The organism is Salinivibrio proteolyticus (genome assembly GCF_027286365.1).
Taxonomy (GTDB): domain Bacteria; phylum Pseudomonadota; class Gammaproteobacteria; order Enterobacterales; family Vibrionaceae; genus Salinivibrio; species Salinivibrio proteolyticus.
Genome location: NZ_CP114584.1, coordinates 192380 through 217594 on the forward strand (window position 1 = coordinate 192380; position 25215 = coordinate 217594).

Annotated in this window: 25 protein-coding genes and 1 pseudogene; 14 read left to right on the top strand and 12 right to left on the bottom strand. The window is 50.1% G+C overall.

What is annotated here, in order from left to right:
- The first annotated feature begins 25 nt into the window (after window positions 1-25).
- Window positions 26-871, top strand: a complete 846-nt coding sequence (locus N7E60_RS00930; RefSeq protein WP_269597893.1) for a glycosyltransferase — start codon at window positions 26-28, stop codon at window positions 869-871.
- Window positions 872-1133: 262 nt separating this feature from the next.
- Entirely contained in the window at window positions 1134-2258 is a 1125-nt protein-coding gene (locus N7E60_RS00935; RefSeq protein WP_269597162.1) for an ISAs1 family transposase, read from the top strand.
- Here the strand turns inward: N7E60_RS00935 and N7E60_RS00940 are convergent.
- The gene (locus N7E60_RS00940) at window positions 2207-3160 is read right to left on the bottom strand and encodes a glycosyltransferase family 4 protein (protein ID WP_269598526.1); all 954 of its coding nucleotides are present in this window, start codon (window positions 3158-3160) and stop codon (window positions 2207-2209) included. The genes N7E60_RS00935 and N7E60_RS00940 overlap by 52 nt on opposite strands.
- A 187-nt stretch (window positions 3161-3347) precedes the next feature.
- On the opposite strand from N7E60_RS00940, the gene N7E60_RS00945 reads away from it, so the two are divergent.
- A complete protein-coding gene (locus N7E60_RS00945; protein WP_269597877.1) occupies window positions 3348-4961 on the top strand; it encodes an IS1634 family transposase in 1614 nt (537 codons plus the stop codon).
- A gap of 32 nt (window positions 4962-4993) precedes the next feature.
- Here the strand turns inward: N7E60_RS00945 and N7E60_RS00950 are convergent.
- From N7E60_RS00950 to rfaD, 5 genes and pseudogenes are all read right to left on the bottom strand, one after another.
- Window positions 4994-5143: pseudogene (locus tag N7E60_RS00950) on the bottom strand (glycosyltransferase family 4 protein); the annotation flags it as partial.
- 1 nt (window position 5144) lies between these two features.
- Window positions 5145-5924 carry a glycosyltransferase family 2 protein gene (locus tag N7E60_RS00955; protein ID WP_269597894.1) on the bottom strand — a complete coding sequence of 260 codons (780 nt, stop codon included), beginning with the start codon at window positions 5922-5924 and terminating at the stop codon, window positions 5145-5147.
- Window positions 5921-6958, bottom strand: a complete 1038-nt coding sequence (waaF, locus tag N7E60_RS00960) for a lipopolysaccharide heptosyltransferase II (RefSeq protein WP_269598527.1) — start codon at window positions 6956-6958, stop codon at window positions 5921-5923. Before waaF ends, N7E60_RS00955 begins: the two co-directional genes overlap by 4 nt.
- The gene (locus N7E60_RS00965; protein ID WP_077639864.1) at window positions 6958-7938 is read right to left on the bottom strand and encodes a lipid A biosynthesis (KDO)2-(lauroyl)-lipid IVA acyltransferase; all 981 of its coding nucleotides are present in this window, start codon (window positions 7936-7938) and stop codon (window positions 6958-6960) included. The genes waaF and N7E60_RS00965 overlap by 1 nt, the downstream gene beginning before the upstream one ends.
- Before the next feature lie 44 nt (window positions 7939-7982).
- On the bottom strand, window positions 7983-8927 hold the full coding sequence (rfaD, locus tag N7E60_RS00970; RefSeq protein WP_269597895.1) for an ADP-glyceromanno-heptose 6-epimerase: 945 nt from the start codon (window positions 8925-8927) through the stop codon (window positions 7983-7985).
- A gap of 100 nt (window positions 8928-9027) precedes the next feature.
- Between rfaD and N7E60_RS00975 the strand changes: the two genes are divergently transcribed.
- From N7E60_RS00975 to tdh, 3 genes are all read left to right on the top strand, one after another.
- Complete coding sequence (locus tag N7E60_RS00975) at window positions 9028-9696, top strand: TetR/AcrR family transcriptional regulator (protein ID WP_069590877.1); 669 nt, start codon at window positions 9028-9030, stop codon at window positions 9694-9696.
- A gap of 190 nt (window positions 9697-9886) precedes the next feature.
- Window positions 9887-11083 carry a glycine C-acetyltransferase gene (locus tag N7E60_RS00980; RefSeq protein WP_269597896.1) on the top strand — a complete coding sequence of 399 codons (1197 nt, stop codon included), beginning with the start codon at window positions 9887-9889 and terminating at the stop codon, window positions 11081-11083.
- 19 nt (window positions 11084-11102) lie between these two features.
- Entirely contained in the window at window positions 11103-12131 is a 1029-nt protein-coding gene (gene tdh / locus N7E60_RS00985) for an L-threonine 3-dehydrogenase (protein WP_269598528.1), read from the top strand.
- A gap of 66 nt (window positions 12132-12197) precedes the next feature.
- Here the strand turns inward: tdh and N7E60_RS00990 are convergent, their stop codons facing one another.
- A complete protein-coding gene (locus N7E60_RS00990) occupies window positions 12198-13307 on the bottom strand; it encodes a peptidoglycan DD-metalloendopeptidase family protein (RefSeq protein ID WP_241836756.1) in 1110 nt (369 codons plus the stop codon).
- Window positions 13308-13338: 31 nt separating this feature from the next.
- Window positions 13339-14877: a 2,3-bisphosphoglycerate-independent phosphoglycerate mutase gene (gene gpmM / locus N7E60_RS00995; RefSeq protein ID WP_269597897.1), complete on the bottom strand. Its 1539-nt coding sequence runs from the start codon at window positions 14875-14877 to the stop codon at window positions 13339-13341.
- A 462-nt stretch (window positions 14878-15339) separates the two neighbouring features.
- Here gpmM and N7E60_RS01000 point away from each other — a divergent pair, with 462 nt between their 5' ends.
- The 4 genes from N7E60_RS01000 to cysE all read left to right on the top strand — a co-directional run bounded on the left by N7E60_RS01000 (window position 15340) and on the right by cysE (window position 18360).
- Entirely contained in the window at window positions 15340-15801 is a 462-nt protein-coding gene (locus N7E60_RS01000) for a rhodanese-like domain-containing protein (RefSeq protein WP_077455084.1), read from the top strand.
- A gap of 97 nt (window positions 15802-15898) precedes the next feature.
- Window positions 15899-16375 carry a protein-export chaperone SecB gene (secB, locus tag N7E60_RS01005; RefSeq protein WP_069590868.1) on the top strand — a complete coding sequence of 159 codons (477 nt, stop codon included), beginning with the start codon at window positions 15899-15901 and terminating at the stop codon, window positions 16373-16375.
- Between the two features lie 9 nt (window positions 16376-16384).
- The gene (gene gpsA, locus N7E60_RS01010) at window positions 16385-17404 is read left to right on the top strand and encodes an NAD(P)H-dependent glycerol-3-phosphate dehydrogenase (protein ID WP_269597899.1); all 1020 of its coding nucleotides are present in this window, start codon (window positions 16385-16387) and stop codon (window positions 17402-17404) included.
- A 122-nt stretch (window positions 17405-17526) separates the two neighbouring features.
- Window positions 17527-18360: a serine O-acetyltransferase gene (gene cysE / locus N7E60_RS01015; protein WP_069590864.1), complete on the top strand. Its 834-nt coding sequence runs from the start codon at window positions 17527-17529 to the stop codon at window positions 18358-18360.
- Between the two features lie 58 nt (window positions 18361-18418).
- Here cysE and pfkA read toward each other — a convergent pair whose 3' ends face one another.
- The 3 genes from pfkA to N7E60_RS01030 all read right to left on the bottom strand — a co-directional run bounded on the left by pfkA (window position 18419) and on the right by N7E60_RS01030 (window position 20976).
- Entirely contained in the window at window positions 18419-19381 is a 963-nt protein-coding gene (gene pfkA / locus N7E60_RS01020; RefSeq protein ID WP_069590862.1) for a 6-phosphofructokinase, read from the bottom strand.
- Between the two features lie 154 nt (window positions 19382-19535).
- Complete coding sequence (gene fieF, locus N7E60_RS01025; RefSeq protein ID WP_167313858.1) at window positions 19536-20462, bottom strand: CDF family cation-efflux transporter FieF; 927 nt, start codon at window positions 20460-20462, stop codon at window positions 19536-19538.
- A 76-nt stretch (window positions 20463-20538) separates the two neighbouring features.
- Window positions 20539-20976: a Spy/CpxP family protein refolding chaperone gene (locus N7E60_RS01030; RefSeq protein WP_269597900.1), complete on the bottom strand. Its 438-nt coding sequence runs from the start codon at window positions 20974-20976 to the stop codon at window positions 20539-20541.
- 155 nt (window positions 20977-21131) lie between these two features.
- Here N7E60_RS01030 and N7E60_RS01035 point away from each other — a divergent pair, with 155 nt between their 5' ends.
- The 3 genes from N7E60_RS01035 to N7E60_RS01045 all read left to right on the top strand — a co-directional run bounded on the left by N7E60_RS01035 (window position 21132) and on the right by N7E60_RS01045 (window position 23743).
- On the top strand, window positions 21132-21827 hold the full coding sequence (locus N7E60_RS01035; protein ID WP_269597901.1) for a response regulator: 696 nt from the start codon (window positions 21132-21134) through the stop codon (window positions 21825-21827).
- Window positions 21815-23215 (top strand): envelope stress sensor histidine kinase CpxA, encoded by a 1401-nt coding sequence (cpxA, locus tag N7E60_RS01040; RefSeq protein WP_269597902.1) that lies wholly within the window; start codon window positions 21815-21817, stop codon window positions 23213-23215. Before N7E60_RS01035 ends, cpxA begins: the two co-directional genes overlap by 13 nt.
- A 63-nt stretch (window positions 23216-23278) precedes the next feature.
- Window positions 23279-23743, top strand: a complete 465-nt coding sequence (locus tag N7E60_RS01045) for a tRNA (cytidine(34)-2'-O)-methyltransferase (RefSeq protein WP_269597903.1) — start codon at window positions 23279-23281, stop codon at window positions 23741-23743.
- Window positions 23744-23793: 50 nt separating this feature from the next.
- On the opposite strand, the gene tpiA is transcribed toward N7E60_RS01045, so the two are convergent.
- Entirely contained in the window at window positions 23794-24561 is a 768-nt protein-coding gene (tpiA, locus tag N7E60_RS01050; RefSeq protein ID WP_069590852.1) for a triose-phosphate isomerase, read from the bottom strand.
- A 260-nt stretch (window positions 24562-24821) separates the two neighbouring features.
- Between tpiA and N7E60_RS01055 the strand changes: the two genes are divergently transcribed.
- Window positions 24822-25181 (top strand): 5-carboxymethyl-2-hydroxymuconate Delta-isomerase, encoded by a 360-nt coding sequence (locus N7E60_RS01055; RefSeq protein WP_269597905.1) that lies wholly within the window; start codon window positions 24822-24824, stop codon window positions 25179-25181.
- Window positions 25182-25215: the final 34 nt, after the last annotated feature.

Consider the following 25215-nt stretch of genomic DNA (forward strand, 5'->3'; position numbering starts at 1 on the left):
ACTTTCCAAACGATTGCAAAATATTATGGATTATAAAAAAGCAACAATCATTATTTCTTTTTACAATAATAAAAAGGCATTAAGTATGATTTTTCAATCACTCAAAGAAGAATCAAACTATAATTTTGATGTGATTGTTGCCGATGATGGATCATCCGATGATATCACTTCATGGTTGAAAGACTATATTAAATTGCTTCCTTTTCGCGTACTTCATGTCTGGCATGAAGATAAAGGGTTTAGAAAAAATCGAATTTTGAATAAATCGATTGCTGCGTCTAAAACTGATTATTTAATCTTTATCGATGGCGATTGTGTGCCTCAATTTGGTTTTGTACAAGATCATCTGTATGCTGCAGAAAAAGGGAAGGTTGTTTGTGGGCGCCGTGTCGAACTGTCTGAAAAGTATACTAAAAAGTTATGTTCTTCGCCAAAGAAGTCAACGTTTAGTCATGTTTATTTTATTCCAATGATGTTCCGTTATTTGTGGTTTAATCTGTTAGGTTATGATACAGACGTTACCGGTAAACACATTGAAAACGGTATTCATATAAAGTTTCTCAGAAATCTAATGTTAAAAAGGCGTTTAGAAAAGTCTATTATCGGTTGTAATTTTTCTTTGTTTAAAGACGATTTCAAAAAAATCAACGGATTTGATATGAACTATGAAGCGCCTGCAGTGGGTGAAGATACAGATATTGAATTTCGTTTGAATGGCGTTGGTATAAAAACAAAAGCACTAAAATTTGGTGCAGCATTACTGCACCTTTATCACCAAGAGCTTAAAAGGCCATCTATCAATCAGGACATCTTTCAAGAAACCGTGAGAAATAAAGCATTCTGGGCAAACAACGGTTTAGATAAGCTATAGTTTTTCATGAATGACGTGCTGGTAAATATCTTGATACTTTTTTGCACATATTGAGATATCAAATTTTTTGGCTGTATTTAATGCTTCTCGAGCCATACATTCTAACAACTCAGGTGTTTGAGATAGTGTTTCAATATAGTGAGCAAGTGATGCAGCATCACCAGACCAGGGCAAGATCACGAACGAATTTTGAGCAAAGTAGATCAGTTTGACGATCACTTATCGCTGTGATCATATACTCCCTTTTTGACGGGAGTTCACGATGTCCATCGATGCTTTTTCTCAGTACTTTTCTGTTATCCAAGACACACGACAATCAGCCAAAATTTCGTACCCTTTGTTCGATATCTTATTCCTAACGGTGTGCGCCACCATTGCTGGCATGGAGGGATGGGAAGACATTGAAGACTTTGGCGAAGCACACCTTGATTGGCTGCAAGATAAAGGCCTGTTCCTTCAAGGCATTCCCGTTCATGACACGATTGCCAGAGTGGTTTCTTCCATCGAACCTGACCAGTTTCAGGACTGTTTTTTGAAATGGATGCAGGCCGTCAACGTGCACGCTAACGGCGCTCTGATTGCTATCGACGGGAAGGTGCTCCGTAGCTCCTATAACCGAGAAGATAGGCAATCCACTCTCCACATGGTCAGTGCCTTTGCGACAGCGAATGGTGTGGTAATGGGCCAGGTTAAGACTCAAGACAAGTCGAATGAAATCACAGCGATACCCGAACTCATCAACCTGTTGGACATCAAGGGATGCTTGGTTTCCATCGATGCTATGGGTTGCCAAACAGGTATCGCCAAGCAAGTTGTTGAGCAAGGTGGTGACTATTTACTCGCAGTCAAAGGCAATCAAAAAAGCTTGGAGAAAGCGGTTCAAAAAGCCCTGGCACCGTTAGTTAAAATAAGCCCAGAATGCGACATTGAGCACGGGCATGGACGCATCGAAGCACGCGAATATTACGTCATGCCAGCGCAGAAACTGGCGATAGATTTCCCCGACTGGCAAGCGCTTCAAACGGTCGGTGTTGCTATTAGCTATCGCATTGACTCAAAGGGAGAAGAATCACTGGAATACCGCTATTACATTAGTTCAGCGACACTGACACCGGAACGATTTGCCGAGGCAGTTCGTGGTCATTGGGAGATAGAAAACCGACTCCACTGGGTTCTCGATGTGACCATGAATGAGGATGCGTGCCAAATTTATCGTGGGCATGCGGCGGAGATTCTCGCTGGCGTGCGTCACATGGCTCTTAATATGCTTCGGTTAGAGAGCAGCAAAAAGGCAAGTATTAGACGCAAGCAGAAGATGGCATCGATGAATGTTGCTTATTTAGAGCAAATTGTACTGGCCGGAATCAAAGGGTTGACTGAAATTTGAGCATACGTAATCTCGCCCTGATCACCAGACGGGATCAGATAGCCATTAGTCTCGTGATTAATAATATCAGGGATCCCGCCTGCCTTCGTACCAACTGCCGGCAAGCCTGTGGCCATCGCTTCGAGGATCACAGAGCCTAGCCCTTCACTATACGAAGGATGAACCAGCAAATCGGCGGCTGCGAACCAGTTCCCCATTGCGCTTTGTTTACCCATAAAGCTAATGTTGCCAAGGCCTTGTGCTTGTTTTTCGAGCTCAGCGCGCGCTTTACCATCGCCTAGTAAGCAGATGTGAACCTGAGGAGAATGCTTCTCGAGCTCCTTGGCGGCGCCAATCGTGACATCAAAGCCCTTATGGGCGTACATATTCGCGGCTTGAATGACCAAAAACTTATTAGCAAACTGCGCCTTAATCGCGTCGACGTCAGTGTTTGATACCGGATACTGAACCGGAGAGCTAGGAATGGTTGCCACATTCGCTTGAGGGTGGCGCAGAGTTATCTGGCGGACAATCTCCGAACTAAGCCCGACCAACGTACTTGCACGTGTATAAGCAAGTTGAGATAGCCATTTACGCTTTAGGGGATTATCAATACGTCGCGTGACGATATAGGGTACGCCATGTATCAAGCGCTGGAGCAGCGCCCAATAGATGGCTCGGCCTTCATGAACATGTACCACATCGCAGTCAGCGGTGATTGAGCGCTGATGCGAGCGAGTATAATGCTTACAAAGCACTAATTGGCACTGTTCAAGTGCGCGAATTTCATCAGCAAACGGGCTTTTGGGGTTAGCGACCACAGTGAGTTGATAACCCATTGCGAGCTGTTGTTTGATCAGTGTGAGTGTTTGTCGCTCACCGCCGCTAAACCCAGATGCAAGATTGACATGGCAAATGTGCATATCAAGATTGCCTCTTAACATAGTCTCTCAACCACAAGTCGGCATAGCGTGTGAAGCCGTCATTCCGCAGCCAATTAATGAATTAAAATAGTGTGATCCAGCGATCATTTGCAGCTTTTAGTGTCACATATGTCTTGACCGTGATCCCCAGCTTTGATCTATTACTGTTATTTAACGGTCGCTTACTATGCCTGCTCCTCAACCCGTCATCAAACGTCTCGATCACCTAGGGCTAATCGCTGCTTTCTGTCGTGAAGTTGGCTTACCAGATATTATCGATCGTATCATTCCTAAGTACTCCGAGCACAAGGTTTCACATGGTGATGCCGTCTTAGCGATGATCCTAAATGGGCTGGGTTTTCACAGTAGAACCCTGCATATGTTTTCCGACTTTTTCGAAACGAAGCCTGTTTCCAAATTGCTAGCCAAAGACATTGAAGCGCACCATTTAACGGATGATGTCCTTGGGCGCACGCTTGATGCTTTATATGAAGCGGATGTGTCCGCACTTTATCAAGCGATTGCTGAGCATGTTGTTGATAAACTGGGACTTAAAACGGACTCTGTCCATCTTGATATCACAAGCTTTCATGTTGATGGAGAATACGCCCAAGACGACGATATCAATGCGATTAAACTGGTAAAAGGCTACAGCCGAGACCACCGTCCAGAGCTAAACCAAGTGGTCCTTGAGCTGATTTGTGAAAATCAAGCAGGCCTGCCTGTTTACATGCAAGCACTCAGTGGTAACACCAATGATGCGAAGGCGTTTTCTGAGGTCACTAAGAAGCATATTCACTGTTTAAAAGCGGCTCAAAATAGCCGCTATTTTATCGCCGATGCCGCCCTGTATACAGAAGACAGCATTCGCTCTTTGGATGAACAAAAACAGAAATTCATTACTCGTGTGCCAATGACGATTAAGTCTGCCAAAGAAGCCTTGCTGGCGCTTAGACCTGAACAGTTAACTCATATCGGTAACGGCTATTCAGGTTGCTGGATTGACGCTAACTATGGCGCAGTCACTCAAAAATGGTTGTTGGTTCATAGCGAGCAAGCGACGAAGCGAGAAGAAATAACGTTCTACAAGAACTTAGATAAAAATGCCGCCAAAGAGCTGAAAGCCCTGGGCCAACTTATGAAAAAAGAGTTTGCTTGTGCAATAGATGCCGAGCAGGCAATGGATGACTTTGCAAGCCAATGTCACCTCATTGGCTTTGCACAAAAAACCATCATTAAAGAGGCTGTCTATGCGGGTCGTGGTCGCCCTAAAAAGGGAGCTAAGCCAACAGGATATCGCTATTTTATTGATGCCACGCCTTATACCGATCTAGATAAAGTGAAACTGGCTAAGCTTAAAGTGGGTATGTTTATCCTCGCTACCAACGATACTGATAGTGCGGATCTGACCATGGCTGCATTGCTTGAACATTACAAATCCCAACAAAAAGTAGAGCGCGGCTTTCGTTTTTTGAAAAGCCCCGAGTTCTTAACGTCTTCGATCTTCTTAAAAAAACCTCAACGCATTGAGGCTCTGCTCATGATAATGACGCTTAGCCTTCTTGTTTACGCAAGTCTAGAGCACAAAATCAGAGAGCAACTTAACAAGACAGAAGCGTTCTTCCCAAGCATGGTGAAGAACAAAACAACGACTAAACCGACGGCACGTTGGGTATTCTTAAAATTTGAAGGGATCGACACACTCGAACTCGACGGTCAGAGCTTCATTACCGGTGTACGAGAACATCAACTACGATTGCTGAAACTGTTGGGTCAGTTATACGAAGCGGTTTATTCCTAAATTAGGTGCGGAAACTCGGATTGGCACTGTTCAAGTGCGCGAATTTCATCAGCAAACGGGCTTTTGGGGTTAGCGACCACAGTGAGTTGATAACCCATTGCGAGCTGTTGTTTGATCAGTGTGAGTGTTTGTCGCTCACCGCCGCTAAACCCAGATGCAAGATTGACATGGCAAATGTGCATATCAAGATTGCCTCTTAACATAGTCTCTCAACCACAAGTCGGCATAGCGTGTGAAGACGACATTAGCACTGAGTAGTGCGAGGACAAGCCCATGTCGACCATCTAAAAAGCCTTTTTTTAATATATACATTTTTATGAATCGAAATAGTGCATGGCTAATAGCTTTTAATACACTCGACGACTTTTTACCTTCCCTCTGATCACTCCAAAGCTTTATGTACTGGTTAGTCTTGGCGGTGTACTCATGAAGATAATGAAATGTATTATGCTTTAATACACCATCTAAATAGACTTTTTGATGTGTACTGGGTACTAAAACATGTTCATGGACTAGCGAGTCAGAATACTGAGCCTCAGATGTTTTATAGAGACGACAGATCCAATCAGGGTGCCAACCAGAGTGTTTTATTTCCTTGCCAAATGCACGGGATAGTCGGTTCACATAATAAACTGTGTTCGTTTGTTGGCTATTAATGGCACTTAAGATGCTTTCTTTTAATTCAGGTGTGACTTGTTCATCAGCATCTAGCCACAAGACAAAATCACTTTCCACATATGCTTGTGCGCGCTGTCGCTGCTTACCAAAACCTTGCCAATCTGATTCAATATAGACTTTGTCCGTATATTGTTTGGCAATATCGAGCGTCTGATCGGTGCTGCCAGAATCAAGAATGATGATCTCATCGACCCAGCCATCTACGGACTGTAGACACGGCTCGAGATTGTGTGCTTCGTTTTTTACAATCAGTGCGACGGCAAGAGTATTAGTTGTTTTGGTCATGATGGCTTCCCTGTCCTTGCCACTAGATCAATTACCTGACGTGGGTCCAAATCGTTTAAACATTTTAAATGTCCTAACGGACATTCGCGTTTAAAGCATGGGCGACAGTCAATATCGGTGTGAATAATATCGACTTTATGGGTTAATGGGGGCGTATATTCCGGGGATGTGGAGCCATATACCGCAATCACATGACAATTTACCGCGGCAGCGATATGCATCAGCCCCGAGTCGTTGCTGACCACGGTTTGGCAGGCGCCGAGTAAGTCAACGGCCTCAATCAGGCTGGTTTTTCCCGCTAATACATACATGTCATCTTGCTGGCCAGACAGTGCGGCAATGTTTTCACAGGTTTCAACGTCTTTTGCTGAGCCGAACAGCCATACTTGGTAGCCTTGTGCAATCAGCGCTTGTGCGACCGCGGCATAGTGGCGTTCGGGCCACTTTTTCGCTGGGCCAAATTCGGCCCCTGGGCATAAACCAAGCACGGGCTTATCTTGATTCAGCCCCAGTTTTTTGACCACGGCCGCTTGTGCGTCAGGGTCAATGGTTAATTCAGGTTTTGGCAGGCCTTCAAGACCGCCGAGTGAGGCAGAGCTTTGCATCTCAGCACGAGGATGAGCCAATGCGACATAGCGCTCTACCATGTACTGAAAGGCTTTCTTGTTGGGGCGTAAGTCATTCAGCAAGCCATACCGCATTTCACCTTTCCAGCCTGTGCGCACTGGAATATTGGCAAACCAAGGGATCAGTGCCGATTTGGCCGAATTAGGCAACACATAGGCGTGATCATAGTGGTGCTTTGCGAGTGCTTTACCCAATTGGCGACGTTTACCGAGCGCAAATTCGCCATGGCCGAGCGGCATCTCAATGCTGCGATTGACCTCTGGCATGCGTGCCAAAATTGGGGCACACCACGCTGGTGCCATCACATCAATCTTGGCGTTAGGGTGCTGTTGCTTAATAGTTTTATACAGTGATTGTGACATCACCATATCGCCTACCCAAGAGGGACCAATGACCAGTATGTTCATCATGCTGCCGCCTTCTTTTTTGCTTCTTGATAAATGTTGCGGCCATCTTCTCGGGTCCGGAGAAGCTGAAGAATCCACATATATTGGTCTAGCTGTCCTTCTAGCATTGTCTCGATTTGCGCATTCATAGCGCGTGCATCTGTCTGACTTTCGCCGGTCGGAAAGTCGTTGAATGCGGGATAAACGGTGATGTTAAATCGCCCTGTTTGGGCATTAAAGCCGGACAATACCGGGACAATATGGGAACGGGTCACTTTGCTTAGCTTGCCCAAACTTGGCAAGGTGGCTTTGGTGGTGGCAAAAAACGGCACGAATTCGCTGCTTTCATCACGCATATCTTCATCGGGCAAGTAGTAACCTAGAAATCCGCGTTTAACGGCGCGAATAAAGGGTTTAATTCCGGCCTCACGTTCGTAGCAGTTCCCGCCGTATTGCACGCGTTGGCGATGCATCAGCCAATCCAGCAGGCGATTCTTTTGTCGTTTAGAAAAGGCCGCCACTGGTAGCCCTTGAGAAGCAAACAGAATGGCTGCGGCATCAATGGCCCATGTGTGGGGGACAAATAGGATCACCGCTTCGCCATTATCCGTGTGGCGAGTGATATGCTCCATGCCCGCGACGTCACAGTGGTGTTGAAACCAATGGCGGCTTCGCAAGGTGATCAGCGGAAAGCTAAGCAAAAAGGCCCCAGCCGTGGTCAAGGTTTCTACCAAAATCGCCTGACGAGCCTCGGCGGATTTGTCAGGAAAGCAGGCTTCGAGGTTAAGCCATGCATTCAAAATGGTACCTTTTTTCTTTGCTACCAGTTTGTTGGCGACCCAGCGAGAAAAGCGATACTTCGCCTTAGCCGGAGTGAGTAAACAAACGGGAAGGGCAACCAAAAGCATCAGCCATGTGCCCCAGTATTTGGGCGCCAGATAGGCACGCGAAAATTCTGGGTTGTAGGCATGGGCGTCGTAATCGTGTCGCTGTTTTGTCATTGCTCTTTCTCACGCCCCAGCCTCACTGGGGCGAACTATTGTTATTAGCGATTAATTTCGGCCAAATACGCGGCAACACCTTCAGCAACGGTTTTAAATGTTGCGGTGTAGCCTGCTTCTCGAACCTTGGTGAGATCGGCTTGCGTGTAGGCTTGGTAACGGCCTTTCAGGTGGGCAGGAAATGGAATTTCTTCGATTTCGCCTTTGCCGTGAAATGCGATCACTGCATTGGCAACGGCGCTGAATGGCTCAGCACGGCCGGTACCACAGTTAAAAATCCCAGAGATTTGCTGCTGCCAGAACCAGATATTCATTGCGCAAACATCGCCGACATAGACAAAATCACGCTTGAAGGTATCACTGCCTTCAAAAAGCTTGGGATTTTCACCGTTTAAAATTTGTTGGTTAAGGTGGTAGGCCACTGAGGCCATACTGCCTTTATGCTGCTCGCGCGGGCCATACACATTAAAGTAGCGAAAGCCGGTGATGGGTGGCAGTGTTTCACCATGAGCTGCCGCATCGTCCCATACGCGACGGACATAGTTATCGAATTGCTGCTTCGAATAGCCATAGACATTGAGTGCCCCTTCATAGTCGGGTGATTCAATGAAATCGCTGTCGCGTCCGCCGTAAGTGGCTGCTGATGAGGCGTATAAGAATGGAATATCACGCTCAATACAATAATGGAGTAGCTCTTTGGAGTACTCATAGTTATTGAGCATCATGTACTTACCATCCCACTCTGTGGTGGAAGAACAGGCGCCTTGGTGGAAAACCGCCTCAATAGGACCAAAATCATCACCCGCCATAATTTGGGTGAGGAAATCGTCTTTATCCATGTAGTCGGCGATATCGAGATCAACGAGGTTAGCGAACTTGGTGCCGTCTTTTAGGTTATCGACCACCACAATATCGCGATAGCCTTGCTGGTTGAGTGCTTTTACTAAGTTGCTGCCGATCATGCCGGCGCCACCTGTCACAATTATCATATCATTACCTAAATTTTTGCCTGACGACAGACGCCGTCGCCTTCGCTGTTGTCTGTGATAGTATGGTTTAGCATCAACCGGGCAGAGGACAGAACCATACATGAAAACCCGCGATCGAATTATCCATGCTGCACTGGCTTTGTTCAATCAACACGGCGAGCCAAATATTACCACAAACCATATTGCGGCTGACCTCGGTATCAGTCCGGGCAACCTTTACTATCACTTTCGCAATAAAGAGGCGATTATACACAGTATATTCGACCAATACGCGCAAGATCTCGCCTTGGCGTTTGATCCTCATCAGCCCCGCGACGATACCCAAGCCCTGTTGCAGCATTATTTAGATGCGACGTTTAGCCTGATGTGGCGGTATCGGTTCTTTTACGCCAACCTGCCTGACATTCTGCGCCGAGATGAAGCTTTGCAACAAAAGTACTTGGCCGCCCAGCAACAGCTGCAAGTCAATTTAATGACCATACTTCAACACTATAGCCAAGCAGGCTGGCTCGCGCTGGATGAAAGTGCCCTTAGTGCCGTTGGCGAAACCCTGAAGTTGGTGGCGTCGAGCTGGATTTTTTACCAAAGCGCCCAGGCTCCCCAAACGCAAATTCACGCGGGGGTGATTTATAAAGGGGTTCTGCAAATGCTAGAGCTTCTCAGGCCCTTAACCACCGCACAAGGACAAGCCGCCATTGGTGTATTAATAGACCACTATCGCAAGCAATTAGTTCGCCAAGATAAGCATGCTTTAGACACGCTGAACTGAGTAATTCGACGGTTTGCCTGCCTAGCTGCGCGATATTCAAACAAGATGACAGCGATTACACGATATGAATCACTGTCTGACATCCCTTATTGGCACCCGGGTATTTAACGTGCCATGATAGCCGCCATCATTCGCTGCCACTGTTAGGCAGCGACCTTCCTAAAGTAATCATCACAGCATGGAGATTGCGATGACGGCTGCCTTCTATCAGCAAATTCGTCACCAGCTTGAGCAAGTAAAAGCTGATGGCTTGTACAAAAGTGAACGTCTTATTACCTCGCCACAAGCGGCCAGTGTTGCCGTCAATCATGAGCAGCAGGTACTGAACTTTTGCGCCAATAACTACTTGGGGCTGGCGAACCATCCTGAGTTAGTCAAGGCTGCCAAGGCAGGGATGGATGAGCATGGTTTTGGTATGGCGTCGGTACGGTTTATTTGTGGGACGCAAGATGCACACAAAACCCTGGAAGCCAAGTTATCTGACTTTCTCGGGATGGAAGATACCATCCTGTATTCCTCATGCTTTGATGCCAACGCGGGCTTGTTCGAAACCATTCTCGGCCCTGACGATGCCATTATTTCTGATGCGCTAAACCATGCGTCAATTATCGATGGCGTACGCTTGTGTAAAGCGAAGCGATTCCGTTATGCCAACAACGATATGGACGAGCTGGAAGCCCAGCTTAAAGCCGCGAAAGCCGCCGGTGTGGCGAATATCTTGATTGTGACTGATGGTGTCTTCTCGATGGACGGCGTGGTGGCGAACTTACCAGCTGTGTGCGATCTGGCGGAGCAATATGGCGCGCTAGTCATGGTGGATGATTCCCACGCGGTTGGCTTTATGGGCGAGCATGGCCGAGGGACGCACGAATACCATCAAGTGATGGATCGTGTCGACATCATCACCGGCACCTTGGGTAAAGCGATGGGCGGCGCGTCAGGGGGCTACACGTCAGGCAAAAAAGAGGTGATTGATTGGCTACGTCAGCGTTCGCGCCCTTACCTCTTCTCCAACTCGCTGGCACCTGCGATTGTGTCTGCCTCTATCCGTGTACTGGATATGCTGGCCGAGAGTGACCACTTGCGTGATCAGCTTTGGGACAACAGTAAGCACTTCCGTGCACGCATGACGGAAGCTGGTTTTACGCTAGCTGGGGCCGATCACGCCATTATTCCTGTGATGCTTGGCGATGCCAAAGTGGCCAGTGAGTTTGCCGAGCGCATGATGGAAGAGGGCGTCTATGTGGTGGGCTTCTCCTACCCTGTGGTACCGAAAGGTCAAGCTCGTATCCGCACCCAGATGTCAGCCGCGCATACACGTGAGCAATTGGACCGAGCTATTGATGCCTTCATTAAAGTAGGCAAAGAGATGCAACTGATTGGGTAATGTCATGACACAAACAACCATGAAAGCTTTGGCGAAACTCAAAGCGGAGCCCGGCATTTGGATGACGGAGACCGAGCTTCCCGAGCTGGGGCACAACGATCTACTGATCAAGATTCGCAAAACGGCCATCTGTGGCACCGACGTGCACATTTACAAATGGGATGAGTGGTCGCAAAAGACCATTCCGGTGCCTATGGTGGTTGGCCACGAATATGTCGGTGAAGTGGTCGGCATTGGTCAGGAGGTACGCGGCTTCTCATTGGGTGACCGCGTATCGGGTGAAGGGCATATCACTTGTGGACACTGCCGCAACTGTCGCGGCGGTCGTACTCACCTGTGCCGCAACACCGTTGGTGTGGGCGTTAACCGCGAAGGTGCCTTCGCGGAGTATCTGGTGATCCCCGCGTTTAACGCGTTCAAAATCCCGGATGAGATCTCCGATGACCTAGCCTCGATTTTCGACCCATTCGGTAATGCCGTGCATACGGCGCTGTCCTTTGATTTGGTGGGCGAAGACGTGTTGATCACCGGCGCGGGGCCGATTGGCATCATGGCCGCTGCGGTGGCGCGTCATGTTGGGGCACGTCATGTGGTGATCACCGATGTGAATGAATATCGCCTCGAGCTTGCCCGCAAAATGGGTGTCACGCGCGCGGTCAATGTGGCTGAGTCCTCTCTGGAGTCGGTAATGGCAGAGCTTGGCATGACGGAAGGCTTTGATGTTGGCCTCGAAATGTCTGGGGTGCCGACGGCGTTTAATAGCATGTTGGCGGCCATGAACCACGGTGGCAAGATTGCGCTCCTTGGCATCCCACCGAGTGATATGGGCATTGATTGGAATCAGGTGATCTTTAAAGGGCTCGTGATCAAAGGTATCTATGGCCGCGAGATGTTCGAAACCTGGTACAAGATGGCATCATTAATTCAATCTGGCTTGGATTTAACCCCGATCATCACCCATCACTACAATGTGGATGACTTCCAACAAGGCTTTGATGTGATGTGTTCAGGACAATCTGGCAAGGTGATCCTCGATTGGCAGCGTTAATGCCTCTGGTGTAGCAGCGCTGATGCGCACAAAACACCCGCACGCCCACCTATTTGGTGGGCGTTTTTAATCCAGCCAAGGGAGTGGATTGGTGGTGTTGCCTTTGCGGCGAATTTCGAAATACAAGGAAGGGGTGGATTGGCCACCGCTGTCGCCGACCAAGGCGATAGGCTCACCGGCGGTCACGGTATCGCCCACATCTTTTAGCAAGGCTTGGTTATAACCATACAAGGTCATGTCACCTTTACCGTGGTCTACGGCAATCAATAGGCCATAGCCACGCAACCAGCTCGATAGCACCACTTTACCCGCATGCGCCGCTTTCACTTCGGTGCCGCGTTTGGCGCCAATCACCACACCGTTCCAACTGACTTGGCCGGACTGACGTTCGCCAAAACGGTGTAACAACGTGCCTTTGACGGGCCAAGTGAGCTTGCCTTTGGCATTCGCAATCCCTGCCATCTTCACGGTGGCGCGTCGTGCCGCCGCGGCGATTTCTTCTTGTAAACGTTGCTTGTTCGCGTTGAGTTCCGCAAGGTAGGCACTGTCACTGGCAATTTGTGCGCGAATTTTTTTCGCCGTTTGACTTTGTGCGTTTTGCTCGCTTTCCAAATCCCGCTTTTTCTCTTGCAGTTCGGCGACCAAAGCAGACTGCTTATCGCGTTGTTGTTTCAATTGGTGCGCGGTTAACTGATATTCGGTACGTGTGGCGGCGAGGGATTCAATCGCAGCTTGACGAGATTGTGCCAAGGTTTCGGCATAGCGTGTGAGTCGGTCTAATTGTGCAATGTCGTCGCCACTGAGTAGGCGCTGGAGCTGATCGTGTTGGCCTTGACGGTATTGTGCGTCCAGTAAGTCGGCCAGTAAGGCTTGCTGGCCAATCATCTCTTGTTGGAGACGGGCCTGTTTTTTAGTGAGCGTCTCAATCTCGGCTTCTGTATCACCAAGAGCGCTCTGTGCAGAGCGAATCCGTTTCGATAGCGTTTCAATCCGAGTGGCTTGCGCTTTTAAATCCCGTTGCAGGTGATTCAGTTTTTTGTTGTGTGCGGCCAATTGCGATTGTTGGCGAGCGATTTCATCACTGACGCCTTCCAATTGGGAATTGGCGCTCGTTGAAAAAGTGAGCAGGCACAGAAAAACGCCAGTGCACAAGGCACTGGCGCGGAGGGCTGTCAAAAAGCGTGTTCGTTTCTCCCGCATGAGGGGATTATTTCAGATCGAACACCGGCTTGCCAGTCATCTCTTCTGGAATATCCATACCGGTCAAGGCCAGCATGGTTGGGGCCAGATCAGACAGCTTGCCGCCTTCTTTCAACGTGATGTCTTTGCTGCCCACATACATCAGTGGCACTGGCAAATTGGTGTGCGCGGTGTAAGCGCCACCAGTGTTTGGATCCACCATCATCTCGGCGTTACCGTGGTCGGCGGTAATCAGCATCTGACCGTCCACTTCTTTAATCGCTTCCAACACGCGACCAATGCAATGGTCTACCGCTTCACATGCCTTCACCGCGGCATCGTACACGCCAGTGTGGCCGACCATGTCGCCGTTCGGGTAGTTACAGATGATCATATCGAACTTGCCAGATTTGATGGCCGCAACGAGCTTGTCGGTCAACTCTTCTGAGCTCATTTCTGGCTGCAGATCGTAGGTTGCCACTTTTGGTGAGGCAACCAACGCACGCTCTTCGCCTTCAAACACGGTCTCGATACCGCCGTTAAAGAAGAAAGTCACGTGAGCGTACTTCTCAGTTTCAGAGATGCGCAGCTGGGTTTTACCGTTTTTCGAGAGCCACTCACCCAAGGTGTTGGACAAGCTCTCTGGTGGGAAGGCGACCGTGGTATCGATGTCGGCTGCATATTCTGTCAGCATCACAAAGTCAGACAGCTCAGCGTATTTTTTACGCGTAAAGCCATCGAAATCCGGCATAAAGGCGCGGGTCATTTGACGCGCACGGTCGGCACGGAAGTTCATGAAGATGACTGCATCGCCGTCGTTGATAGTCGCTTTATTGTCACCGTCGCGATAAATTTCGGTCGGCGCGACAAACTCATCGTTTTCTTCACGGGCGTACGCAGCCTCTAGGCCCTCAACCGCGCTGGTGGCCGTGAACTCGCCATGAGCTTGAGTAAGCAGGTCATAAGCGCGCTCAACACGGTCCCAGTTGTTGTCTCGGTCCATCGCGTAGTAGCGGCCCACCAAAGATGCAATGCGGCCTTTACCCAGCTTGGCAAACAGGGTATCAAAACGCTCAAGTGATGCTTTGGCGCTACGCGGTGGCGTATCACGTCCGTCGAGGAAGCAGTGCAGGTAGATTTGGTCGGCACCGCGTTCAGCGGCAAGCTCAACCATAGCCGCAATATGATCTTCATGACTGTGTACACCGCCTGGTGACATCAGACCCATAATGTGAACCGCTTTACCTTTGTCTACCGCTTTATCAACGGCAGCAGTCAGCGCTGGCGTTTGGTTAAATTCACCATCTGCAATGGATTTGGTGATCCGAGTCAAGTCTTGGTAAACCACGCGGCCAGCACCAATGTTCACGTGTCCCACTTCTGAGTTACCCATTTGCCCGTCCGGCAGGCCCACATCGAAGCCTGATGCAGAGATCAAGGTGCTGTTAGCGGCCATCAGGCTATCGAGTACCGGGGTGTTGGCGTTGGTGATCGCATTATCGCTTTGTGGATCGCGATAACCCCAACCATCGAGAATCACCAGTGCGAGTGGTTTTTTTGCAGACATATTACGTCCTCTCAATTCAAGCTAAAGACTGACATTGGCTGCCATAAGACAACCACTGAGGCTTGATGCCGACCCGAGCTGAGCAGCAGCATGACTCAATGGTCATTGAATGAGCGTAATTTTACTACATTTTACGCCGCGATATGTAGGCTAAGATCAATTATCCCTGCTGACAAGTTGACCGTTAGGCTTGCCAATGCCCCTTGAGTCCCCTCATTATGGCGAAGATCCAGCCGGCTTGCGAATGGCTTTGCTCGATTTCTGCTATTGGTGAAACCTTCTTTCTTTTCAAGTTATTGAGCGGATGGGGAAAACCGAGCTAGTCATCTGGCAAGTGAGCGAGCGCGCGGATTTACGCGGACAGGCTGTAAAACCATGGCGAGCAAGTTATACTCGACACCATTTTTCACCCCTTGATGGATTCTCGCGACGCGAGTCAGCAAGCAGTATAGAGCAAAGATTATGCAGGAATATATCGATTTCGTCTCCAACAACATGCTCCTCACTTTGGCATGGGTAGGTTTAGCCGCAGCACTGCTAATGTCCTTAATTAAGCAGAAAACCGCGGCATACAAAGTGGTTGCGCCGAACCAAGCGGCGATCATTACCAACCGTGAAAACGGTGTGTTTGTCGATATCCGTAGTCGTGATGAGTACCGTGCTGGCCACATCACTGGTGCTATCAACCTCTTGCCGAGTGAAATCAAATCGAACTCACTGGGTGAGCTTGAAAAACACAAAAATGACCCCATCATTGTGGTATGTAAAACAGGTCAAACGGCGGCAGAAAGCGCAAACCAGCTAGTCAAAGCTGGGTTTGACACTGTGTATGTACTTAAAGATGGTCTCACCTCTTGGAATGATGCCAATATGCCACTGGTTCGCGCCAAAAGCAGCAAGGGCAAAACCAAGAAGAAAAAGTGATCATCAACTCAAATATCGAGCGGTCGCATGACGCGGCGGCTCGCTTTTTTTAATGTGCTGGGCACATTGAGCCAATTTAAAGTAAGGATTAACCATCATGGCTGAAGCAGAAACCAATCAACAAGCCGAGCAAAATTTCGCTATCCAACGTGTGTTTTTGAAAGATGTGTCTTTCGAAGCGCCAAACTCTCCGGAAGTGTTCCAACAAGATTGGGCGCCAGACGTTAACTTGGATCTCGACACGCAAAGCCGTGAGCTAGGCGAAGGCATTTATGAAGTGGTTCTGCGCCTCACGGTGACAGTGAAAAACCAAGACAGCAATGCCTTCCTTTGTGAAGTGCAGCAAGGCGGTATTTTCTCAGTGACTGGCATGGAAGCGCCACAATTGGCACACTGCTTGGGTGCATTCTGCCCGAACATTCTTTTCCCGTATGCCCGTGAAACCATTTCAAGCTTGGTCGTCAAAGGCACCTTCCCGCAATTGAACCTTGCTCCTGTTAACTTTGATGCGCTGTTCATGAACTATCTGCAACAGCAAGCTGACGAGCAAAAAACCGAAGACGCGCAAGCGTAAGGATTGGCCATGACCACGTTGGCACCGACACAAGACGCTGCAATCACCGTACTAGGCGCAGGCTCTTACGGCACAGCACTGGCGATTTCACTCGCCAGAAACGGTGCCAATGTCGTGTTGTGGGGCCATGATCCCCTGCATATCGCGCAGCTTGAAACGGATCGTGCCAATCAGGCGTTTTTGCCTGATATCGCGTTTCCGGACTCATTGATCTTGTGTGCTGACTTAGCGGTGGCAGTGAATGCCAGCCGCGATTTGTTAGTTGTGGTACCCAGCCACGTCTTTGGTGATGTGTTGGATAAGGTGAAGCCTTACCTACGTGCTGATTCTCGCGTGTGTTGGGCTACCAAAGGGCTTGAGCCAGAAACCGGACGTCTTTTACAAGAGGTGGCTCGGGAGCAACTGGGCGACAACATTCCGCTTGCGGTCTTGTCGGGCCCCACCTTCGCCAAAGAGCTGGCGGCGGGTTTGCCTACCGCGATTTCGGTGGCCTCTCCGGATGCGACATTTGTGAGTGAGTTACAAGACACCATTCACTGTCAGCACAGCTTTCGCGTTTATGGTAACCACGACTTCATCGGCATGCAGCTTGGCGGTGCGGTGAAGAATGTGATTGCGATTGGCGCAGGTATCTCCGATGGGATTGGCTTTGGCGCCAATGCGCGCACCGCACTGATCACCCGAGGGCTTGCTGAAATGACACGCTTGGGGGAGGCGCTGGGTGCGTCACGCGATACCTTTATGGGTATGGCTGGGCTCGGTGATTTGGTGCTCACCTGTACCGACAACCAATCTCGAAATCGTCGCTTTGGCTTAGCGCTCGGGCAGGGCGAGGGCGTTCAAGACGCGCAAGATAAGATTGGTCAAGTGGTTGAAGGCTACCGCAACACCAAAGAAGTGTGGGCGCTAGCGCAACGTGCAGGTGTGGAAATGCCGATTGTCGAGCAAATCTATCAAGTCCTTTACCAAGGTAAAGCGGCCCAGCAAGCGGCAAAAGACTTGCTCGCACGAGAGAAAAAGTCGGAATAATCGCCCAGCGAGTGCAAACTAAAACGCGCGGGGTGAGAACCGCGCGTTTTTTTTATACACTGGCAGTGGCACTGGACGTGTATACGTCCTGGTTGTAGGTCATTTTTGTAAGGACGAAGGCAGTGAATAAGGCCAGAAAAGAATGCCAGCAACACCGCGTATGGCAAGCGGTGAAAAAGGAAGCGCGCGAGCATGCTGAACGCGAGCCGATGTTGGCGAGTTTTTACCATGCCACCATTATCAAGCACGACAACCTTGCCAGTGCGTTAAGTTATATTTTGGCGAACAAGCTATCGACCCCGTCGATGCCGTCGATGGCGGTGCGAGAGGTCATCGAAGAAGTCTATGCCAATGATGCTTGCGTGACGGAGTCAGCCGCTTGCGATATTTGTGCCACGGTAGAGCGTGATCCCGCGGTGGAGCTATATTCAACGCCACTTTTATACCTAAAAGGTTTTCATGCGTTGCAAGGCTTTCGCGTCGCGAATTGGTTATGGCGTCAGGGTCGTAAGGAGCTCGCCACCTATCTTCAAAACCAAATCTCGGTGACATGCCAAGTCGATGTGCACCCTGCAGCCTGTATCGGGCGTGGCATTATGTTTGACCATGCCACCGGCATTGTGATCGGCGAAACCGCGGTGATTGAAGACGATGTCTCTATCCTACAAGACGTGACCTTGGGCGGTACTGGTAAAGAAGGTGGCGATCGCCATCCAAAAGTCCGCACAGGGGTGATGATTGGCGCAGGGGCGAAGATTTTAGGCAATATCGATATTGGCGAAGGCGCGAAAATCGGCTCCTGCTCTGTGGTGCTCAACCCTGTTCCGCCCCATACCACCGTGGCCGGTGTGCCGGCGAAAATTGTGGGCCGACCCAGCTCGCATATGCCGTCTTTGGATATGGACCAAGAATTCAACGGCTCGCATAAAACCTTTATCTCTGGTGATGGGATCTAATCTAGCCGATAAAAAAACGGAGCCACTGGCTCCGTTTTTGTTCGCATATTGAACGAGATTAAAACAGCTTTTCTGCTACTTCGTACAAATCTTGGCGGAATGGACGCTTCATGTTTTCAATAGCGTCGATGATGTCGTGATGCACCATTTTATCGTTCTGAATACCCACACAACGGCCACCTTCACCTTGCTGGAGAAGATCGACGGCATATGCACCCATGCGGGATGCCAAAATACGGTCAAAAGCACCCGGTTGGCCGCCACGCTGGATGTGGCCCAAGATGGTTGCACGGGTCTCGCGGCCGGTTTCGGTTTCGATAAACTTCGCCAGTTCGTTTACGTCGGTCATCAATTCTGTGATAGCGACAATGGCGTGTTTCTTACCCTTGTAGATCCCTTCTTTGATTTTCGACAGCAGTTTGTCTTTATCCAAGCCAGTCTCTGGGGTAATGATGTATTCGCAGCCACCCGCAACGGATGCCATCAAGGTGAGGTCACCACAATGGCGGCCCATCACTTCGACAATCGAGATACGTTGGTGAGAGGATGAGGTATCGCGCAGACGGTCAATCGCATCGATAACGGTGTTCAAGGCGGTCATGTAACCGATGGTGTAGTCAGTACCGGCTACATCGTTGTCAATGGTGCCGGGTAGGCCGATACATGGATAGCCCATTTCAGTAAGCTTCTTGGCGCCCATGAATGAGCCGTCGCCGCCAATTACCACCAGTGCATCGATACCGTGCATCTTGAGGTTTTGGATTGCTTGTTCACGTACTTTCTCGTCCGCGAACTCAGGGAAGCGGGCTGAGCCTAAAAACGTACCGCCGCGGTTAATCACGTCGGAAACACTGGTGCGGTTAAGACGCTCAATGCGGTTTTGGTGTAAACCGAGAAAGCCATCATAGATGCCGTAAACTTCGAGTCCTTCGGTGAGTGCGCTACGTACCACTCCACGAATCGCTGCATTCATGCCCGGCGCATCGCCGCCACTGGTCAAAACACCAATTTTTCTAACCATGGTTACCCTCTGACTTTTGGTCAATTAGTTCGCGCCGATTGCGGTAATGGCAACCTATTTGCCCCAGTGAACCCGCAACGACTGTTGCTTAGACTGTAATTTTCCTACTTCTGTAATAGTATTACAATTACTGTCGCTAAAAAGTTGATACATGTCAGCCCTGTGGGCTTTTGTTCACTGCCGATGATGAGAATTGTGCGCGCTCTTTGTTCACCACGGATACGGGATCTTGGTGGATCATGATATCCGCGCCGGGAAATGCAATGAGCAACCGGTCTTCCACTTCATCGGCAATCGTATGTGCATCTACTAAGGGTAGCTCGTCATCCAGCTCAATGTGCAGTTGGATAAACGTTGTCATCCCTGCTTGGCGTGTACGCAGCTGGTGGATGCCCCGCACACCCGCCACAGAGCTCGAAAGCACGGCGATGCGTTCCTGATCATCAAGCGGAATTTGCCGGTCGAGTAAGGACTGGACTGCCTCATAAGCCATTTTGATTGCTTGCCACAAAATAAAGCCACTGATCCCAATCGCGAACCAGGCGTCGGCTTGTGTCCATCCATACCAACTGAGGACCAGTGCAATAATGATCGCCACATTCATCAGTAAATCTGACTGATAGTGCAGCGCATCGGCACGAATCGCGGGGCTCGCGGTTTTACGGATCACCCACTTTTGAAATAGCACCAACCCCAAAGTCACGAGCGTGGCCCCCACACTTACGGCTACCCCGAGTTCAGGGGCTGCAATGGGTACAGGCTTGAACAAACGTTCAAGCCCACTGAGCAGCAAAAACGAGGCCGAACCGACAATAAAGGTTGATTGAGCTAAGGCGGCTAATGACTCAGCCTTACCATGGCCAAAGCTGTGTTCGTTGTCAGCCGGTTGCACGGCATAACGCACCACGACTAAGTTGGTTAATGAGGCGAGCAAGTCGAGTAGCGAGTCCACGAAGGAGGCGAGCACACTGACCGAGCCGGTCAGCCACCAAGCAATCAGCTTGGCGATCAGCAATAGGGTGGCGACGCAGGTTGCGGCCCAAGCAGCGGCCTCAACCCAGAAGGCATACTTTTTTGTCATACCAAGGGCAGCAGGTTAATCAAGTCTGCCCTCAGTATATATCTCATTCACAGCAAACGTATGACACGGCGCAGGTTTAACGTGAACAATCGCCTTTTTTACCGTGATGACGATGATGCCCTTTGCCTTGTTTATCATGCTTTTTATGCATGGTGTCAAAGAACGCAGTTTGCTGCTCTGGGGTGAGCACCTGCATCATCGCGTGTTGATGACGTGCATGGGCCACGCGGCGTTCAATATTCGGCTGTGGCTGAGCCGACAATAAATCGCGCACCGCTTGCTCATCAAAGGTGTCTTGGGTCAGTAAGGTTTTCATCTTGGCTTGAACGTCGCCGCGTGCCTGCTGACGTTGAGTGCGGTACTCATCACGCAGTGCTTGGAGTTGATTTTGTTGAGCCTCGGTTAAACCCAGGTCACGCCACATCCCGCGGTCCATGCCATCGCCAAAGTGGGGGGCGGCGAGAGTGGGCAGGGCAATGGCGGCTATTGCCAGGCCGATAGTGAAACGTTTCATTACTTTTCTCCAGTGGTGAGTGGTTACCTATTTAGCTTACGGGCTGGGATGTAAAGTCACGTTATTCGGTGTAAAGATGGGTAAAGTCACTCACCCGCGGGCGTAGCTATGATAGAACTACGGCTAATTGATAATGGGCAGAGAGTCTGATTGCCATGCAAGAGGTTTTGATCATCGATGATGATACCGCACTGACGGATTTACTCAGTGAGCTGCTCTCACTGGAGGGATTTTCGGTGCGTTGTGCGGATAATGGCCAAACTGGCCTTGAGATGGCGAGTGCTTCGCCCCCTGACATTATTCTGCTTGATGTGATGATGCCGGTTTTGAACGGCATGGAAACCTTGCGTCAGCTGCGCGCCATATCCAACGTCGCGATCTTGATGCTCACGGCGCGAGGAGAAGAAGTAGACCGAGTGATGGGGCTCGAGCTGGGGGCGGATGACTATTTGGCCAAACCCTTTAGCGATCGCGAACTGCTGGCGCGGATGCGGGCCATTTTGCGCCGAACGCAGGTCGTAAGCGCAGAGTCGGCACCGCCTGAAGATGAGCCGGTACTGGCCCATCATGATGTGCGAGTATACCCGCGTCGATTAGAGACGTTGTGCCAAGATAAACCCGTGGCGTTGACCGGTATGGAAACCGAAATGTTGGCCTGTTTGCTTCATCACCCCGGTGAAGTGGTAAGTAAAGCCTTGTTAAGTGAGCAGGTGCTAGGAAAGCGACTCATGCCCTTTGATCGTGCAGTCGATGTGCATATTTCCAATTTGCGTAAGAAGCTGCCAGAGCGCCTTGATGGCAAACCTAGGATTAAAACTCTAAGGGGTAAGGGCTATCTATGGGTCGACTAGGTCTCTGGCGTCGCCAGCTCGCCGAGCGCTGGTCACGGGTACCCTTTCTCGGAAGTTTATACGGTCGGGTTTTTATCATTTTCTGGCTGACGCTGCTGGCGGTGTTGGCGGCGGTTATTTGGGCACAGCGAGAGGATCCGCGTAGCTTGCATGCCATTCCCTCGCCGGAAAAAGCTCGTATCCAAGCCCAACTGGAACAATTGGTAGCAATCTCACAACAGCGTGAGATTCCAATTGCGGTGATGGTTGCACGTCAGAATCAACATCGCGGTCATCGTCGCACGCCCTATAAGTTGTATTGGGTGCCTGATAGCGCGACATTAGGATCTTTGCCACGCGAATTACGCCATTTTATATCGCAAACCACCGACACCGATGTGCCGATGCAGCGCCTTTATCACCGCAATATGTTAGCCGGCCCGTTCCCCGTCACTACCGCGCGTGAAGCCGGAACCTTTTATCATGCTCGGCGTTGGCAACCCAAGCTGCCGTTTGTGCTTAAAATTTTGGAAAAACCACAGCACTTATTAGTGGTGACCATGTTGGTCAGTACGCCTTTGTTGCTCTGGTTGGCATATACCTTGACGCGTCCCGCACGGCGGTTTCAAACGGCGAGTCAGCGGGTCGCCAAGGGGCAGTTGGTGATTGATCCTACCCTTGAGCAAGGCCCCAAAGAGTTTCGCGACGCAGGTCGAGGCTTTAACCAAATGGTGACCGCGCTCAATCAGATGGTGACTGGGCAGCAACAACTGGTGTCGGATATTTCCCATGAGTTGCGCTCACCCTTGACCCGATTACAAATGGCACGCGCCTTGGCCGCGCGTGAATTGGGCGATAGCGAAGTGTTAGCGCGGATTGAACGGGAAGCGAGCCAATTGGAAGCCCTGATCAGCGAGCTACTCACCTTGTCACGACTGCAATCGCAAGGACACCTTGAACGCGAATCCATCAATGCTCAAGTACTCTGGCAATCGGTTGTTGACGATGCCCAATTTGAAGCGGGGCAGCAGGGTAAGCAGATCGAGGCGACTCCCTTTCCTGATGTCGCATTAACCGTCAATGTGCGCTTAGCCCGCAGTGCGCTCGACAATGTGCTGCGTAATGCGATTCGCTACGCCAATAAACATGTCTGTCTATCGGTCATGAGCGAGCAAGCGGGGTTAAATATTGAGATTCAGGACGATGGCCCCGGCGTTCCTGAGACAATGCTGACTGATATTTTCCGCCCCTTTTATCGCGTGTCTGCCGCGCGAGACCGTCAATCGGGCGGGACTGGGTTGGGGCTGGCGATTACTGCACAAGCCGTACAGCAACATGGTGGCCAAGTCAGTGCCGCGAACCATCCACAAGGTGGACTCGTGGTGCGCTTGCAATGGCCGAGTGGTTAATATTGCGCAATCTACCAACGGTTGCGACAATACCTGCCTTGCTTACTTTGGTAATGAACTCTCATGTTTGATATAGCGCTTTACGAGCCTGAAATTGCCCCCAATACGGGGAATATCATTCGTCTTTGTGCCAACTGTGGTGCGAACTTGCATTTGATTGAGCCGCTTGGCTTTGATCTGGAAGAAAAGAAAGTCCGTCGTGCGGGACTGGATTATCACGATCTTGCTCGAGTGACACGTCATAAAGACTATGCGGCGTTTGCAAGCGCGATGGCGGGTCGTCGGATCTTTGCGTGTACCACCAAAGCCACCCAGTTTCACACTGAGGCGACGTTTGCGGACGGTGATGTGTTGTTGTTTGGGCCAGAAACGCGCGGCTTGCCTGATGCGTTGATCCAAGCATTGCCAGACGCGCAGCGGTTGCGCATTCCCATGCAGCCAGAGGCACGTAGCCTAAACCTGTCTAATGCCGTGGCCATTATTGGCTATGAAGCGTGGCGGCAATTAGGATTTGCCGGCGAACAATAAAAAACGTCCCCAGGTTGGGGACGTTTTGTTAGATGTTTAGCGTCAGTCGCTTACGCTTTTTTCGCGTCAGCCGCTGCTTTAGCGATAGCGGCAAAGCCCGCTGCGTCAAGCGCGGCACCGCCAACTAGCGCGCCGTCGATATCCGGCATCGCGAATAGCTCTGCAGCATTTCCTGCTTTTACTGAACCGCCGTACTGAATCACAACCTTGCTTGCGACGTCTTCGCTGTAAGACGCAATGTGCTTACGAATGGCCGCGTGGATTTCTTGAGCCTGTTCTGCCGTCGCAGCTTTACCAGTACCGATCGCCCAAATAGGTTCATAGGCAATGATCGCACCGTTCAGCGCTTCAACACCTTGTGATTGAATCACTGCGTCAAGCTGACGTGCACAGACAGCAAGGGTTTCGCCCGCTTCGTTTTGTGCTTCGGACTCACCGATACAAAGTACTGGCGTGAGGCCATTTTCTTTCAAGAAAGCGAATTTCTGCGCGACAAATTCGTCAGATTCTTGGTGATATTCACGACGCTCTGAGTGGCCGATAATAATATGGGTGGCACCAAAGTCTTTCAGCATCTCTGCAGAAATATCACCGGTGAATGCGCCGCTGTTGTGTGTGTCGACGTTTTGCGCGCCAAGCTTAATAGCGCTATCCGCCAGCAGTTGCTCGGCTTGTGCCAAATACATGACCGGTGGCGCAACAGCAACGTCCACACCTTCCACGCCTTTAAGTTCAGCGTTCAGGCCGTTAAGCAGTTCAGTGACCATGGCTTTGCTGCCATTGAGTTTCCAGTTACCCATTACCAATGGACGGCGCATAGGAATTCCTCCGCGGTTTAGTTGATTTGAAGTCAAAAGATGTAAAGAAGGTAGTCTATTGTAGCGCGGCCTTCTCTGTTTAAAATCATAGAATGGCGAGAATGCCTTCGTTTTTACGCGTTTTATTGGCAAAAGTGAACCGCTAAGTAGTAAATTTTCATCATTTTGTGGCACGTCTGGCCAGTGAACTGTGATGGTCTCGCTAGAGTGGTGGTGAAAAATCCGGCACCATAGCCTTTCTCAATAACAAGGAGTGTGTGATGCCGCATTTAATCATGGAATACACAGAATCGGTTTCTGAACGAGTGAACATCGATCAGGTGGTGGAGGCCTTACATCAAGCTGCCATCGCCAGTGAGGTGTTTGAGCCGGCGGCGCTAAAGTCGCGAGCAGTGCCTTGCGGCGTATGGCGGGTTGGAGAACAAGCCGACCGTGGTGATTTTATTCATGTCGAATTTCGCTTGCTCGATGGGCGAACGGTGGCGCAAAAGCAAGCCATTAGCCAAGCGCTGGTTGACGTGTTATCCCGCCATGCTAGTCACGTGAGCAGTTTGACGGTTGAAATTCGTGATATGGAAACCAAAAGCTACAGCAAGCGGGTTGCGTCAGCTGCGGTTTAACCGATGGTAAGGCGGTAACGGGTGGACGTTCCAC

Coding starts and splice junctions, on each gene's coding strand:
- N7E60_RS00930 (WP_269597893.1), top strand. CDS start 26: ATGGATTATAAAAAAGCAACAATCATTATTTCTTTTTACAATAATAAA.
- N7E60_RS00935 (WP_269597162.1), top strand. CDS start 1,134: ATGTCCATCGATGCTTTTTCTCAGTACTTTTCTGTTATCCAAGACACA.
- N7E60_RS00940 (WP_269598526.1), bottom strand. CDS start 3,160: ATGCACATTTGCCATGTCAATCTTGCATCTGGGTTTAGCGGCGGTGAG.
- N7E60_RS00945 (WP_269597877.1), top strand. CDS start 3,348: ATGCCTGCTCCTCAACCCGTCATCAAACGTCTCGATCACCTAGGGCTA.
- N7E60_RS00955 (WP_269597894.1), bottom strand. CDS start 5,924: ATGACCAAAACAACTAATACTCTTGCCGTCGCACTGATTGTAAAAAAC.
- waaF (WP_269598527.1), bottom strand. CDS start 6,958: ATGAACATACTGGTCATTGGTCCCTCTTGGGTAGGCGATATGGTGATG.
- N7E60_RS00965 (WP_077639864.1), bottom strand. CDS start 7,938: ATGACAAAACAGCGACACGATTACGACGCCCATGCCTACAACCCAGAA.
- rfaD (WP_269597895.1), bottom strand. CDS start 8,927: ATGATAATTGTGACAGGTGGCGCCGGCATGATCGGCAGCAACTTAGTA.
- N7E60_RS00975 (WP_069590877.1), top strand. CDS start 9,028: ATGAAAACCCGCGATCGAATTATCCATGCTGCACTGGCTTTGTTCAAT.
- N7E60_RS00980 (WP_269597896.1), top strand. CDS start 9,887: ATGACGGCTGCCTTCTATCAGCAAATTCGTCACCAGCTTGAGCAAGTA.
- tdh (WP_269598528.1), top strand. CDS start 11,103: ATGAAAGCTTTGGCGAAACTCAAAGCGGAGCCCGGCATTTGGATGACG.
- gpmM (WP_269597897.1), bottom strand. CDS start 14,877: ATGTCTGCAAAAAAACCACTCGCACTGGTGATTCTCGATGGTTGGGGT.
- N7E60_RS01000 (WP_077455084.1), top strand. CDS start 15,340: ATGCAGGAATATATCGATTTCGTCTCCAACAACATGCTCCTCACTTTG.
- secB (WP_069590868.1), top strand. CDS start 15,899: ATGGCTGAAGCAGAAACCAATCAACAAGCCGAGCAAAATTTCGCTATC.
- gpsA (WP_269597899.1), top strand. CDS start 16,385: ATGACCACGTTGGCACCGACACAAGACGCTGCAATCACCGTACTAGGC.
- pfkA (WP_069590862.1), bottom strand. CDS start 19,381: ATGGTTAGAAAAATTGGTGTTTTGACCAGTGGCGGCGATGCGCCGGGC.
- fieF (WP_167313858.1), bottom strand. CDS start 20,462: ATGACAAAAAAGTATGCCTTCTGGGTTGAGGCCGCTGCTTGGGCCGCA.
- N7E60_RS01030 (WP_269597900.1), bottom strand. CDS start 20,976: ATGAAACGTTTCACTATCGGCCTGGCAATAGCCGCCATTGCCCTGCCC.
- N7E60_RS01035 (WP_269597901.1), top strand. CDS start 21,132: ATGCAAGAGGTTTTGATCATCGATGATGATACCGCACTGACGGATTTA.
- cpxA (WP_269597902.1), top strand. CDS start 21,815: ATGGGTCGACTAGGTCTCTGGCGTCGCCAGCTCGCCGAGCGCTGGTCA.
- N7E60_RS01045 (WP_269597903.1), top strand. CDS start 23,279: ATGTTTGATATAGCGCTTTACGAGCCTGAAATTGCCCCCAATACGGGG.
- tpiA (WP_069590852.1), bottom strand. CDS start 24,561: ATGCGCCGTCCATTGGTAATGGGTAACTGGAAACTCAATGGCAGCAAA.
- N7E60_RS01055 (WP_269597905.1), top strand. CDS start 24,822: ATGCCGCATTTAATCATGGAATACACAGAATCGGTTTCTGAACGAGTG.